Below are 12,727 nucleotides of genomic sequence, written 5' to 3'. Positions count from 1 at the left end.
CCGGTTCGCGGGGGTGCTGCGCGGGGTCAGGGCGTTGCAGTGGCGTTGTGTCGGACGTGGGTGCGGTTGCGGTGGTCTTCGCGTGCGGCGCTGATCACACCGAGGACCGCGGCGACGATGAGGAGGGTCTGCCCGACCGCGAGGATCGGGTTCGGGGCAGCATCCGCGGGTTGCGTCAACGCATCCGTCGGCCGGGACGGACCGGCAGCAAGGTAAAGGACACAGTCCGTGAGGGCATGAACGGCCATCGCCACCCAGAGTCGTCCGCTGACTCGTCGGACCCAGTAGTACAAGGTCCCGTTCATGAACAGCACCGCCACCTGGAACAGGATCGCCGCGAACGGCACACCCGCCCAGATGCTGCCGACGATGTGCGCCAACGCGAACACCACGGCCGTGACCAGCATGGTGACCAGTTCCCCGTGGCGGGCGCGGACGGCGTCGAGGAGGATCCCGCGGAGCACCAGTTCCTCACCGAACCCGACCATCGCGGTGCCGAGGATCACCAGCAGCACCGTTCCCAGGGGCCGGGCGCCCCACGGCACGTCGACCAGCTGCACCAACGGCAGCAGGACCATCAGCACGGGGATGCTGACCAGCCACCATCGGCGTGGCTGCAGTGTCGGTGTCGGCCGTTCCGCCCAGACGGATCGTCCCCATCCGGCCCAGCGGAGGAACAGCACCGCGGTGATGATCGCGATCGGCAGCGGGATGTAGTGCGACAGGACGAACTCAGCAGTGTCATCGTCGCCGGCGAGGTCGCCGAACACGTTCCCGAGCACCGCCGCGAAGAACAGGTACACCACGACCGCGGCGAGGCCCACCCAGATGGTCCGGGGCACTCGAGTGTCGGTGCGAGTATCGACGGTCATCTGATGGCCTTCCGGTTGGCATCTCGTGTGTTGGCGGGTCCGCGGGTGAGGACGACGGCCGCGGTGACGACGGCGAGTGCGCCGATGAACGGTTGCAGTCCGACGAGCGCGGAGGTACTGGAGAACGTGGCGAAGTCCCACAGCCCGTGCAGCAGCATCGCCCACAGCAGTGACCCGGTGTGGCGGCGGAGTAGGTACGCGGCGCTGCCGAACCCGAACGCGAACAACGCCTGCACGACGGCTCCGGGGCCGACGCCGAAGAACCCGTTCGGGAGGTGCAGCGCGGCGAACAGTGCCGAGCTCAGCAGCCACACGCCGAGTTCCCCGAACCGGCTCCGAAGGGCGACGACGAGAACTCCGCGAGTCACGATCTCCTCGTTGAACCCGACCAGGACACTGCCCGCGACCAGCAGCAGCCACATCAGCGGTGTCACATCCGACCGCGCCGACGTCGCGACCGCGACGACCGCAACGACCGCGAGCAGCACCGCGGGGAGGACCGCAGGCCACCGGAGGAGGCGTTTCGCGTCGAACAGGACCGGGCGCCACCACCGGAAGATGGTGATGATCACGGCGATGGTGACCGTTCCCGCGGCGAGTGGGGCCACGTACCAGCGGGTCAGGGTTCCGGCGTCATCGGCGATGTGGTCGTACTGGATGCCGGTGCTGATCCACACCCCGAGGAACACCACGAGGTAGGCAACGTACGCGAGCACACCCCAACGGACGCGGGGCACGACTCGGGGTGTCCCGATCGGGGCGGAAACGCCGTCGGTGCCCACGGAGGACCCGCTCACCGTGGGATCCCCAAGATCTTCGCCAGCTCCGTCAACGCAGCGTCCTCGTACTCGTTCAACGCATTCCCGCTGATGCCCAGTACGCCGTCTCGGGAGGCCAGTGCTGCTGCAGTGCCGATGCGCAGCAGCTCACGCTTGTACCCGTCAGCGTCGGCGCCACCCTTCGCATCGAGCAGGTCCGCGACCCGGGTGAGCGTTGCACGAAGACGGGCGATGTTCTCCGGAGTGTGCGCCGTTGAACCCGGGTCCCCGTTCGGTCCGGTGCCATCCGCTCGAGCGTCAGTGATCAACATGTTCGACGTGTCGGACTGGAACATGAACGCCTTCGCCGCGGTGAGCATGTTCCGCACCGTTGCCACCGCGCGGTGCGGTCCCGACGCCACGATGAACGCCGGCGCGGTAAAAGGTGCCCCACCCACGTCCCGCCACTCATCTGCGGTGAATCCGGACCTGCCGACCATCGCGTCTCATTCCCTCAGGGACGTCGAAGTCTCAGCATGGCAGTTTCTCAGCCTCGAAGACAAGACGGTCTACACGCCGAGACGGAAGGCGTTCCGTTGGCGGCGTCGCGAGTTCCCGGTCTGGGCGATGACCGACGCAGCTCACTGCTCGCGGGTGGAGCGTTCGGGTCCGACGACAGTTCATGGTGATGGGTTACTGGCCTATGCCCTGGTGCACGCGAAGGTTCGTTTAGCGATCGGCTACCGGACCGTTCCGGCCCCGCGCGGGCCGAGCGCGGCACGCGGACAGGGCTGCTGGGGTGAGGCGCGGAACGCGTCGATGGTCAGCGTGGCGAAGCGCTGCGCGAGCGCGACGCGATCCGCGGCGTCCGCGGTGGCGACTGCTCGGCCGGCGAGCAACACGAGGACGAAGTCGTCGATGACGAAGTCCTGACGGAGCCGACCCTGTGTCTGTGCACGCCGAGCGATTCGGGTGATCTCCGAGAGGAGGCTCCGGCGGTGAGCGGCGATCACGGCGTTTTGTCGCTCGACGGCCATGAACGCGTCGATGAAGCCACGGTTCTCTGCGTTGAGGACGGTCAGTCGCTGCAGGATCGCCACGAAGCCGTTCCAGGGGTCCGCATCGGCTGCACCGTCCTCGACGATCTGACGGCACGTCCGAAGCTGGACGGCGAAGGCCTCGTCGATGAGTGCCTGTCGTGTCGGGAACCGGCGGTAGAGGGTGGCGGGTCCGACCTCGGCCCGGCGGGCGACTTCCCGCATCCCGACGTCGAGGCCACGCTCGGCGAACAGCTCCCGAGCTGCAGTGAGAATCCGGTCGCGGTTCTCCTGCGCGTCAATCCGGAGTTTCCGAGACAGATCCGTGCTCATGGTCCTCACTTCGCCGAAGTGGACGCCCCCGTCCACTAGCGTCCCGATCGTACCTCGACCAGACGACGAGCAGGAGAAGACGTGCGTGCAGTGACGATCCAACAGTTCGGCGACCCGAGTGGGATGGAGCTCCGAGAGGTCCCCGATCCGGACCCTGCAGCCGGTGAGGTGCTGATCCGGGTGGAGGCCGCCGGCGTCGGTGGAGTCGACGCGATGATCCGGCGGGGGACTCTCGGTTCGCACCACCCGATCGGGATGGTCCCGGGCAGCGAGGTCGCGGGGACTGTCATCGTCGTGGGCCCGGGAACCGACCCTGAACTCGTCGGGCGTCGCGTCTGGGCGTTCACGGGTATCGACGGCGGGTACGCCGAGCTGGCCCTGGCCCAGGTCGGCGACGTCCTCGTGCTCCCGGACGCGCTGTCGTCGGTCGATGCGGTGACGCTGGGGAGCGCGGCGACCGTGGCGCACTTCGCGCTCGCCCACGCCCACACGCGAGCCGGGGACTCCGTGCTGGTCCGCGGAGCAGCCGGAAGCATCGGGATCGCAGCGGTGGAACTCGCAGCACAGCTCGGCGCCCGCGTCGCCGTCACGACGTCGTCGGAGGATCGCGGTGAACGGCTCCGGGCCCTCGGTGCCGTCGACGTCCTCGACCGTGCCGGGACCGGGCCCGAGGGAAGTGCGGTCACGTTCGACGTGGTGATCGACATCGTGGGAGGGGCCGACGTCCCGACGTTCATTGATCGGCTCGCACCGAACGGCCGATTGGTCCTCGTCGGCGCGGTCGCGGGGTTCCCACCGATCGATTTCGGCATGGCCCTGATGCAGTCGTTCCAGGCGTCGCGCTCCGTCGGGACGTTCAGCCTCAACTCGGTCCCTCCGGTCGACCGGGACCGGGTCCGCGCCGCACAGTTCGCATCGGCCGCCCGGGGCGAACTGCACCCGGTCGTGCATGAGGTCATGCAACTCGAGGACGCAGCGAACGCACATCGGCAGATGGACACGGGGGCTGTGTTCGGACGGATTGTCCTAGTTCCGTAACGGCTTCGCCTGACGAGTCTCTGGGGCGAAGTCCGCGACGGCCGCTTCGACACGTCCCGATGGCCGATCGGCTGTCGAACGGTGTCGATCGCTTCCAGACGGCTGTGGAGGGTTTGAACGGTCCTGCTTGTCCGGCCGGCGCTAACCCGTTCGCGGGTTGCGGGGAACACGACACGGTCGGCCTTGCCAGCATGCAGTGAGGATCAATCGGCTTAGACTCGGGCCATGAAGTCCGGGTACGGGGTAGTGCACAAGATTCAGGCGTTGGACAAGCAGGACCACACCGACGACCTGATCCGCCGAATGCGGACCGTCTCCCACGGGGACACGGTGGACATCGACTTCTCCAGAGCGGGGAAAATGTATCCGAACGGCGTGGTGCCGTTCGCCGCGGCAGTGGACTTCTACCGTTCGGCGGGGTACTCGTTCTCGACGTCGAACATGCCGCCGAACGTCGAACGAACGCATGTGATGCACCCGATGCAGGTTGCTGATTACGTCAAGCATCAGACCCGGCTGACGCACAATGTATGGCAGTACCGCGACGAGTCGGAGGCGCAGACCCTCGCGGACTTGTATATCGAGGCGCTGGTCGACCAGATCCGCTGCGAGGCGGGTGTCGTCGACTCGCTGAACTGGTGCCTATACGAGGTAATGGATAACGTCTTTCAGCACTCCAGGGCACAGTGCGGGTACGTGATGATGCAGGTGCACAAGCATCAGCGGCTGTGCGCCATCACCGTCGCTGACACCGGCATAGGCATTCAGAAGTCCCTGTTGCTGAGCAGTCCCGACGGGAAGGTCGACAAGAGTCGCCTGCGACAGGCGCACACCGCCATCGACGAGGCCATAAAGCAGGGAGTGACCAGCAAGGGCAACCTCAATCAAGGCAATGGGCTGTTCGGGTTGCAGCGGGCGGTCGAGATCAACGGTGGCGAGCTACGGATTACCTCGGGCCGGGGCCGGTGGACCAACGGGCCGGACGCTTCGACCACCGAGCTCAGCAGACCGGTCCTGGACCCGGACATGCATCAGGCGACGACCGTCGACTGGCAGCTGGACTGCTCGACGCCGGTGCGCATTGAGGACGCCCTCGGCCGATACCGCATCGGTAGCGACTTCCTCGAGTCGATCGAGACCCCGGAAGGGCATCACCGCGTCGCCGTCGTCGACCTCGAGGATTCTCTTGGGTCACGGGTCAAGGGGGAGGAGGTTCGCACACGGTTGCTGAACTACATCGGCGCGGGCGCACAATACCTTGTCCTCGACTTCTCCGGCGTAGGGGTGGTGTCCTCCAGCTTCGCCGACGAAGTCCTCGGAAAGTTGGCCGTCGAGCTCGGCGAGCTCGAGTTCCGGAGGCGGGTGTTCGTCGACGCGGCCTCGCCAACGAATCGGAGCCTGATCGAGCGGGCAATCGCACTGCGGTTGGTAACCGGTCTCTGACGCATTCTGTCCCGTTGAGCGTGCCTGCTTAGTACCCGCAATCCACCGTCGGCACCCGACCGGCCGCTCAAGAAATCGACTGTGCCTCGTCCCGCAGTGCCGAGCAATACCCAAGCGTGCAGTACGTCGGAACGTTTCGGTAGCCGATCGGCTACCGGGACGGTTTGCGCTGGCTCGATTCTCACGAGAGGGACGACGGACAGTCGCCGCGCTTGACACGCTGCCCGCCTACTGTCGCTTGCGCTGTCACGGTGGTGGTCAGGTGCCGTGCCGAGGGGGGTGGGGCTTCTAAAGGCGAGCTTCGCCCCCGCCTTCTGCGTTGGCCGGCGACCCAAGGAGAGTGGTGATCTGCACCGCGCTCCCTGTGACCAGCGGCGCGGCCGCCGCACGGAAGACCACCTGTTTTGGGTGGCGACCTCGGCGGGCTGGGCGGATGGACTCAGCTGCATGGCCGAATCGAATGATCCCCTGACAGGCGAGATCGATGTGCAGCTCGTCACGAACGCGTACATCTACGGGTTCCCATTGGTGTTCAACCTGCTCCAGGTGCTGCGGTTCACGACGGACGGCATCGGCGCGGTACCGGCCGTTGCGTTCAACACCTTCAGTCACGGACGGACCCTTGCCGGCCCCGATGACACCTTCGTGACGATCAACAACGACACGCTCTACTCGATGGCTCAAGTCGACCTCAGCAGCGGGCCGGTGGCGTTGCACGTGCCCGACACGGCGGGGCGGTACTACGTGCTGCAGTTCGTCGATGCCTGGACGAACAATTTCGCCTACGTCGGACACCGCGCCACCGGCACCGCCGCAGGCGACTACCTGCTCGTGCCACCGGACTGGGACGGCGAACCTGACGATGACGACACGGTCATCAGGTTCCCGACCGCGGTTGCCTCCATCGTCGGACGGTGGGCAGTCGACGGCGACACCGACCTCCCGACGGTGCACGCGCTCCAAGACGCGACGACGTTGACTCCCCGCACGCCTGATGCTGCACCGCACGGGCTGGCCGTTCCCGACCCGGAGGTGTCGGACGCGCTGGCGTTCCTCGAGCGCTTCCGCGTCTGGTCGCAGCAGTTCCCGCCGGCGCCGCGTGACGCCGCAGTGCAACGGTCCTTCGCAGGGCTCGGCGTGAATTCGCCGGCGTCGCCGTACGTTGGTTTGCCCGACGACGCCGTGGCGGCCCTGACGTCCGCACTCGAGGGGGCCTCGGCCCGACTGCGGCAGATCCTCGAGTCCGGCTCCAGCCCGCAGGTGAACGGCTGGAAGATGACGCTGCACGTGTTCGACTACAACCTCGACTTCTTCGAGGTCGGCGCACTCGACGACGAGCGGTTCCGCATCGAGGATCCGACCCTTCGCTACGCCGAGCGTGCCGGTGCGGCGCTCGGCGGGTTGTGGGGTAACCACGCCTACGAAGCGGCCTACGTGATGACGTTCGTCGACGATCACGGCGACCAGCTCGACGGCACGCACGAGTACACCTTCCGCCTCGCACCACCACCACCGGTGGGCGCGTTCTGGTCACTCACGATGTACGGAGTGCCGGACTTCTTCCTCGTCGCGAACCCCATCAACCGCTACTCGATCGGCGACCGCACGCCGGACGTCACCCAAGACGCCGACGGTGCACTCACGATCACCATCGCGCACCAGCAGCCCGAGTCGCCCGATGCGAACTGGTTGCCGAGCCCCGCGGGACGATTCCGTCCGGTCCTGCGCATGTACGAGCCAGGTGACGAGGTCCTCGACGGGCGCTGGACCCCGCCCGCGATCGTGCGCACCGAACGGTAAGTCCCGTCCGCGTCCCCGTCTTGCGTAAATCGCACCAGATTGCAGTTGCCAGCGCATCCACATCTCCAATCCCCGCTGGACACCACAGTTAGCGGCGCCGACGGGACGCCGCCGCATGATCACGCATCGTGTGCGTGGCTATCACGGCGCTCAGCATCAAGATCCCCGTCAACGGGCACCTGACCGCCGGGAACCTTGATGGCGGAGCACTTAGGCCCTTGCGCGTGCTCAAGGGTGCCCGGTGACCCATCCGCTACCGGGACTGCCCGCAGGGTGAGGGCTGCGACGATGGTCCGGTGATGGAAGCCCTTGAACCCTCGCTCGTTCCCGAGCTACTCGTGGCCGACTTGGATCGGAGCGTCGAGTTCTGGTGCAACTTGTGCGGCTTCGATGTCGCCTACTCGCGCCCTGAGGAACGCTTCGCGTACATCACCCTCGGTTCTGCGCACCTGATGCTCGAACAAGCAGGCGTGGGTCGCAATTGGATCACGGGACCTCTTGAGCGTCCGCTGGGCCGCGGGGTGAATCTTCAGATCACGGTGTCGGACTCTGAGGCGCTGGCGCAGGCGCTCGGACGCGCTGGCGTTGAGCTCTTCATGCGACCCGAGACGAAGTGGTACGGCGTCGGAGACGAAGAGGCCGGCGTACATCAGTTCCTCGTTCAAGACCCTGACGGATACCTCGTGCGGTTCCAGTCGTCACTGGGGCGACGACCAACCGCTCTAGGGACCACACTCTGAGCGATAGCGTCTGCTGATGCGGAACGTCGAGGGCGAGTGTGCCTGGCGGAGTGATGAGGACGGGTGGGGTGCGCTCCGTTCGGACGACGTCGCGTCGGAGGTGTTCGCGCACTTCGCGAACCTGAGCATGGCTGGGTTCCACAGGCTCCGGCCCGGGGATCGCGTTCGGTTCGACGTCGAGCCGTACCCACCGGGGCAGGACGGCTACTTCTTCCGCGCTCACGACGTCACGCCGTTCTAGGCCGAGCAGGGACTCCGTCCGATTGCGGATGGCTCATAGAGTCCGAGACCGCGGCTGTTCAGTCGTGGCTTGCGAAGCGGCGAGGTCGCAGGCCCTACGTGCGGGTGAAAGTCTTGAGGAGGACGACGCCGGCCGCGGTCAGCAGGAGTGCGCCGCCGAGGCCGGCGAGCGGGTACCAGACGCCGCTGGCCCGGTAGCGGCGGCGGATGCCGAACGCGCCCCCGGTGATGACGGCAGCGAAGCCGCCGAAGAAGGTGAGGCCCATGCTGCTATACCAGCCAGCATCACCGCAGGTCACGGTGCGGGCACCGCACGTGCTGTACGAGATAAGGCTCTCGTTGAGCATGTACCCGGCGCAGCCGATCGCCGTGAGCAGTCCGACGACGACGACCACCCAGATGAGGGCGAGGTTCCACAGCGCGCCGCGGTCGCTTAGTGGTGCGCGCCGGGTGCGGGACGCCATCAGGGCTCCTCAACTGGTTCGTTCGTCGGATGTCAACAGGGTGCCATGCGGCGGTCAGATTCGAGTGCAGCGTCGACCAGCGGCGGCCGTTCTTCGGCCGAGGTAGAACTTTTCGTGACTCCTGCCGATCGCGCGGCCCGATTAGGGATCCTCAACCGGGCGCGGTAGCGAGAGATGGTGGCGCCGAGTCCGGGCAGGACAGAACAAGAGCGGAACGCCCCCCAGGGTCGCTCCGCTCTTGCCTATGTCAGTGGCTGGTGTGGCGCTCCTGCTCCTCCTGCCTCAGCCACTCGGTGATGTCGATGGGTTGCGTCGGCGGCAGCGCGATCGCTTCAGGCCGGATTTGGTGTTCCATGAGCGTCCCCATTCGCGAAGGGTTTCGGGTGCAAGGTGAGTGCGGCAGTTGCCAGTGCAATCCAGGTCGCGGCCATCACCAGGTTGATGACGATCGAGGACGCACCGACTGCGTGGATGAGCATCGAGTTCGTCACAGTTGCAGCAACCCACGGCATCACCGACACGACGAGCGCCGCGGCGCTCGCGCGATGGCCTCTCCAACGGCTCACAACGGCCGTCGCCAGGAGGGCGCTGACAAGGATCCAAACGACACCGGTTGTGAGCAGGCCACCGCTCCAGAGGTACCGGTTGAAGAAGTCGTACCAGCTGGGCAGCCCCGCGGCGAGCGGGATTGAGGTCATATCGCGACCGTGCATGTGCAGCAGACCTGCCGTAAGTGCCAAGCCCCAACCGCCGGCGGTGAGAAGAGTCGTCCAGTGCCGACGAGGCGTTCCGACCGCAGCAATGAGACCGAGCCCGACAAGAAGCACGAAGGTGACTCGATCCGGGCTCGGGTAGACCACGGTGTAGTCCCCGGACGATGAAGCCTGGACGGCGAGCAATACGATGGCGACCACCGACGACGCCAACGCTGACAGGCGTGCCGGGAGGTGACTGCCGAACAACACGAAGACACCGGCCAGGACCCACAGTGCTGTGACGATGACGCCGGGGCTGTTGAAGGGCCCCATCGGATTCAGCGCGTAGTTGTGCGCCTTGGGGTTCCAAGGCATCCAGTCCTGCACGACGAAGTACACCAAGGACCACGCCAGCCCAGTCCCCAGCGCGAAGCTCGCGGCCCGGTCCCGTGCAGCTGCCGAAAGGACTGCGGCGACTCGGGTGCTGATCCCGTTGGCAGCGAGGTCAAAGACTTCCGACCGTCGCGGCCGATTCCGCCCTTCGCTTTCCGCAACGTCCAGCAAGGTCCCGATCAGAGCGTCCTCGTTCTGATGACGCCAACGCCCTGGGTACCAACGGACGAGCCGTCGATAGCTCTGCTCGAGGGTTCCCTGTTCGACGTGCATCGTGCTCATCAGATCCCCCCGAACTGCATCTGCCCGGCGATACCTCGCGGACGCCACTCGGCAATCCGCGACCGCGCCGCAGCAGCATTGGCTTCGAGCCTGCTTGCTGTGGCCTGCAGTGCGTCGATCCCGTCACCAGTGATCTCGAAGTACCGGCGATTGCGGCCGTCCACGACCTCGTCGCCGGCGACGGTCACGAGTCCCTGCTCCACCAGACGATCTAGTGCCGCATAGAGCGTTCCCGCCTTCAGTTGCACGCGACCGTCCGACAGCTCGGCCGCGTCCGCGATCAGCGCGTATCCGTGCTTACGGCCCCCCGCAAGCGAAGTGAGCACCAACATCGTGGGCTCACGCATCTCAACTTCACTCATGGCAGCACTATATACAGATGGCTTGAGTATGCAAGTGTTCGAGTGGTCTTGTCGGCGCGGCGACTGATCGGGGCTCCAGGAAGCCGGGCGGACTCCTTCCCACTTCAGGCACAACGCCCGGTAGAGGATCCGCGACAGGCGGGTCAGGGCGTGGTGCGTACCAGCACGCGGCCGACGCGGCCCGTGTCAACGTCGTCGTGCGCCCGCGCGACCTGGTCGAGGGGAAGGACCTCCCCGACAGAGAGGAGTAACGCACCCTCGTGCACGGCCGCGACGAGGTCGTCCATCGCGGCGCGCTTTGCAGCGGGCGGGAAGTCGTCGCTGCCGAGAAATCGGACGGTCACATTGGCGAAGAGCAGTGGCGGGAATGGCAGCGAGACCCGGTCGCCGTGCGCGAAGTACGTGGCGATCACCCCGTCGTTCGCCATCACGGCCGCGTCAAGATCCGCGTTGGCATCGAGTGCCACTTCCACGATCCGGTCGACGCCGCCTGGTGCGATGCGTCGGACAGCGGCCGCGGGCTCGTCATCGAGGGCGACGATGTGGTCGAGGGCGGGAAGGCCACCCGCGTCGAGGTCAGTCGATCGGCGGACCGTGCCGATGACGGTCGCGCCTCCCCATTTCGCGAGTTGTGCAGCGATACCGCTGACACCGCCGCGGACACCGTGGACGAGGACGACCTTCCCGGTGACCGGGCCGTCTCCGAAGACTGCCCGGTGGGCGGTCACGCCTGGTATCCCAAGCAACGCCGCGATCTCGTCGCGGACCGTATCGGGAAGCGGAGTGATGAGGTTCGTGGGGACGACGGTGTACTCCGCGGCGGTGCCGAACTGGCGGTAGGACTGCGCACCGTGCACGGCGACACGGCGCCCGATCAGCTCCTTGTCAACGCCGGCGCCGACTTGGTCCACGACGCCGGCGCCGTCACTGTGCGGTATGACCTCGGGGTAGGGCATAGCTGATCCCAGCCACCCCTCGCGCTTTTTTGTGTCGCCCGGGTTGACGCCCGAAAACGTCACCCGAACACGTACCTCGCCCTCGCCGGGGACGGGGGCGGGTCGTTCCCCAACTTGCAGCACCTCACCCGCGATACCTTGCTCGTTGTACCAAGCCGCCTTCATGACACCGCATCCCTTCCTCAGATGAAACGTACCTGAAGGCACTGGGGCGTCCGATGGCCGATCGGCTACCGGACGCCGAGGTGGTCACTATCGTGGCGGCATGAGACTCGGGGGAAGTCGACTGTTGGCATGGCTGGTCGACTGGGCCTGCGTCCTCGGATGGGTTGCCCTGACTGCCGCTGTGGGAGTGCCGCTCTACCTCGCGCACGTCATCCGGCCGGCGAATGCTGTCGTTCTGAACGTCGTCGGCGCCCTGGTGATCGTGATGCCGGTCGTTCTCGCTCTGGCATGGTGCGAGTCACGCCCCGAAGCGGCGACGGTCGGTAAGCGAGTGATGAAGCTGGTCGTCCGCGCGAATGGGCGTTCACCGCGTCTGAATGTCGCGATTGTACGGAACATCCTCAAGGTCGGGGTTCCGTGGCTGATTGGTCACGCGGCCGTGTTCGCCATTGTGAGCGCCAGCGGTGACGGTGGCGTCCCGTTCGGCGTTTGGGCGCTGACCGTTTGCGCGTACGTGCTCCCGCTCGCCTTGATCTTCTCTCTTTTCGTCGGTCGGGGGCGGGCGCCGTACGACTGGGCCTGTGGAACAGAGGTCACGCGACGTTCGGCAGGCTAATCCGCATGAGGATCGGCCACCGAACCCGACCGACGCGACCCCGCTGACTCACTCGACGCGCGTACCGTCCACGGTATGACGCAACGTGGTGACCCCGGGTGGACCTTTCAGATGGGATCACGAACGGTAATAGCTGCTGTCGTTGTTGTCGGTGGATTCTGCATCCTCGTCTCGAACCCGTCGGCGGCCTGGATCGGAGGGGTGCTTCTCGCCCTGGGCGTCGGCATGCTCGCGCTTCTGTATGTCGCTTACCGTCGGGGCAAGTACTGACCCGCCCAAAGCGTCCGATGGTGGATCGTCTATCGGACGCGATGATCTACGCGAAGGCGAGTGGTCGCACCGATCAGTGAGCCGCGGCAGCAAGTCTTCACGTGACGGAGTGCCGTCGCGAAGGCTCTTGACGCTCCTAGTGAGTATCGGGACCTTCGTGTATGCGCCGCTGTTCCTGCCGCCGACGGTAGTAGGCCGTACCGAGCTGGACGGCGGCAAGGACCGTCCACGCGATCGCCAGGAAGGTGTGGAGACCGGACGGT

At 66.3% G+C, this 12,727-nt stretch carries 14 protein-coding genes; 6 read left to right on the top strand and 8 right to left on the bottom strand.

Annotation, left to right across the window (positions count from 1 at the left end):
• Positions 1 to 26 precede the first annotated feature (26 nt).
• The 4 genes from EDF55_RS16015 to EDF55_RS16000 form a co-directional block, all read right to left on the bottom strand.
• A complete protein-coding gene (locus EDF55_RS16015) occupies positions 27 to 842 on the bottom strand; it encodes a CPBP family intramembrane glutamic endopeptidase (protein ID WP_185017466.1) in 816 nt (271 codons plus the stop codon).
• Positions 843 to 868: 26 nt separating this feature from the next.
• Complete coding sequence (locus EDF55_RS16010; protein ID WP_123655937.1) at positions 869 to 1,609, bottom strand: CPBP family intramembrane glutamic endopeptidase; 741 nt, start codon at positions 1,607 to 1,609, stop codon at positions 869 to 871.
• Positions 1,610 to 1,665: 56 nt separating this feature from the next.
• Entirely contained in the window at positions 1,666 to 2,130 is a 465-nt protein-coding gene (locus EDF55_RS16005) for a hypothetical protein (RefSeq protein ID WP_185017464.1), read from the bottom strand.
• Positions 2,131 to 2,370: 240 nt separating this feature from the next.
• A complete protein-coding gene (locus tag EDF55_RS16000; RefSeq protein WP_185017462.1) occupies positions 2,371 to 3,000 on the bottom strand; it encodes a TetR/AcrR family transcriptional regulator in 630 nt (209 codons plus the stop codon).
• A 90-nt stretch (positions 3,001 to 3,090) separates the two neighbouring features.
• Here EDF55_RS16000 and EDF55_RS15995 point away from each other — a divergent pair, with 90 nt between their 5' ends.
• The 5 genes from EDF55_RS15995 (at position 3,091) to EDF55_RS15975 (ending at position 8,262) form a co-directional block, all read left to right on the top strand.
• A complete protein-coding gene (locus tag EDF55_RS15995; RefSeq protein WP_260236083.1) occupies positions 3,091 to 4,038 on the top strand; it encodes a zinc-dependent alcohol dehydrogenase family protein in 948 nt (315 codons plus the stop codon).
• A gap of 225 nt (positions 4,039 to 4,263) precedes the next feature.
• The gene (locus EDF55_RS15990; RefSeq protein WP_123655934.1) at positions 4,264 to 5,481 is read left to right on the top strand and encodes an STAS-like domain-containing protein; all 1,218 of its coding nucleotides are present in this window, start codon (positions 4,264 to 4,266) and stop codon (positions 5,479 to 5,481) included.
• Between the two features lie 447 nt (positions 5,482 to 5,928).
• Positions 5,929 to 7,281, top strand: coding sequence for a DUF1254 domain-containing protein (locus tag EDF55_RS15985; RefSeq protein ID WP_123655933.1), 1,353 nt, complete (start codon positions 5,929 to 5,931; stop codon positions 7,279 to 7,281).
• A gap of 299 nt (positions 7,282 to 7,580) precedes the next feature.
• Complete coding sequence (locus tag EDF55_RS15980) at positions 7,581 to 8,021, top strand: VOC family protein (RefSeq protein ID WP_123655932.1); 441 nt, start codon at positions 7,581 to 7,583, stop codon at positions 8,019 to 8,021.
• A gap of 16 nt (positions 8,022 to 8,037) precedes the next feature.
• Positions 8,038 to 8,262, top strand: a complete 225-nt coding sequence (locus EDF55_RS15975) for a cold-shock protein (protein WP_123655931.1) — start codon at positions 8,038 to 8,040, stop codon at positions 8,260 to 8,262.
• 94 nt (positions 8,263 to 8,356) lie between these two features.
• On the opposite strand, the gene EDF55_RS15970 is transcribed toward EDF55_RS15975, so the two are convergent.
• From EDF55_RS15970 to EDF55_RS15955, 4 genes are all read right to left on the bottom strand, one after another.
• Positions 8,357 to 8,725, bottom strand: coding sequence for a hypothetical protein (locus EDF55_RS15970; protein ID WP_123655930.1), 369 nt, complete (start codon positions 8,723 to 8,725; stop codon positions 8,357 to 8,359).
• A 332-nt stretch (positions 8,726 to 9,057) separates the two neighbouring features.
• Entirely contained in the window at positions 9,058 to 10,095 is a 1,038-nt protein-coding gene (locus EDF55_RS15965; RefSeq protein ID WP_123655929.1) for a hypothetical protein, read from the bottom strand.
• Complete coding sequence (locus tag EDF55_RS15960; RefSeq protein WP_123655928.1) at positions 10,095 to 10,457, bottom strand: PadR family transcriptional regulator; 363 nt, start codon at positions 10,455 to 10,457, stop codon at positions 10,095 to 10,097. The genes EDF55_RS15965 and EDF55_RS15960 overlap by 1 nt, the downstream gene beginning before the upstream one ends.
• Positions 10,458 to 10,600: 143 nt before the next feature.
• The gene (locus EDF55_RS15955) at positions 10,601 to 11,578 is read right to left on the bottom strand and encodes an NADPH:quinone reductase (RefSeq protein ID WP_123655927.1); all 978 of its coding nucleotides are present in this window, start codon (positions 11,576 to 11,578) and stop codon (positions 10,601 to 10,603) included.
• Between the two features lie 100 nt (positions 11,579 to 11,678).
• Here EDF55_RS15955 and EDF55_RS15950 point away from each other — a divergent pair, with 100 nt between their 5' ends.
• Positions 11,679 to 12,194, top strand: coding sequence for an RDD family protein (locus tag EDF55_RS15950; RefSeq protein ID WP_123655926.1), 516 nt, complete (start codon positions 11,679 to 11,681; stop codon positions 12,192 to 12,194).
• The last annotated feature ends 533 nt before the right edge of the window (positions 12,195 to 12,727 follow it).

Source organism: Curtobacterium sp. ZW137 (assembly GCF_003762905.1).
GTDB lineage: Bacteria > Actinomycetota > Actinomycetes > Actinomycetales > Microbacteriaceae > Curtobacterium.
Note: the sequence above shows the minus strand (reverse complement) of the source record. Positions and strands in the feature narration are given on the sequence as shown.

What these genes read in the sequence shown, in the direction of transcription:
- EDF55_RS16005 (WP_185017464.1), bottom strand. Translation starts at nt 2,130, where the DNA reads ATGGTCGGCAGGTCCGGATTCACCGCAGATGAGTGGCGGGACGTGGGT.
- EDF55_RS16000 (WP_185017462.1), bottom strand. Translation starts at nt 3,000, where the DNA reads ATGAGCACGGATCTGTCTCGGAAACTCCGGATTGACGCGCAGGAGAAC.
- EDF55_RS15955 (WP_123655927.1), bottom strand. Translation starts at nt 11,578, where the DNA reads ATGAAGGCGGCTTGGTACAACGAGCAAGGTATCGCGGGTGAGGTGCTG.
- EDF55_RS15950 (WP_123655926.1), top strand. Translation starts at nt 11,679, where the DNA reads ATGAGACTCGGGGGAAGTCGACTGTTGGCATGGCTGGTCGACTGGGCC.
- EDF55_RS15965 (WP_123655929.1), bottom strand. Translation starts at nt 10,095, where the DNA reads ATGAGCACGATGCACGTCGAACAGGGAACCCTCGAGCAGAGCTATCGA.
- EDF55_RS15990 (WP_123655934.1), top strand. Translation starts at nt 4,264, where the DNA reads ATGAAGTCCGGGTACGGGGTAGTGCACAAGATTCAGGCGTTGGACAAG.
- EDF55_RS15975 (WP_123655931.1), top strand. Translation starts at nt 8,038, where the DNA reads ATGCGGAACGTCGAGGGCGAGTGTGCCTGGCGGAGTGATGAGGACGGG.
- EDF55_RS15980 (WP_123655932.1), top strand. Translation starts at nt 7,581, where the DNA reads ATGGAAGCCCTTGAACCCTCGCTCGTTCCCGAGCTACTCGTGGCCGAC.
- EDF55_RS15960 (WP_123655928.1), bottom strand. Translation starts at nt 10,457, where the DNA reads ATGAGTGAAGTTGAGATGCGTGAGCCCACGATGTTGGTGCTCACTTCG.
- EDF55_RS15985 (WP_123655933.1), top strand. Translation starts at nt 5,929, where the DNA reads ATGGCCGAATCGAATGATCCCCTGACAGGCGAGATCGATGTGCAGCTC.
- EDF55_RS15970 (WP_123655930.1), bottom strand. Translation starts at nt 8,725, where the DNA reads ATGGCGTCCCGCACCCGGCGCGCACCACTAAGCGACCGCGGCGCGCTG.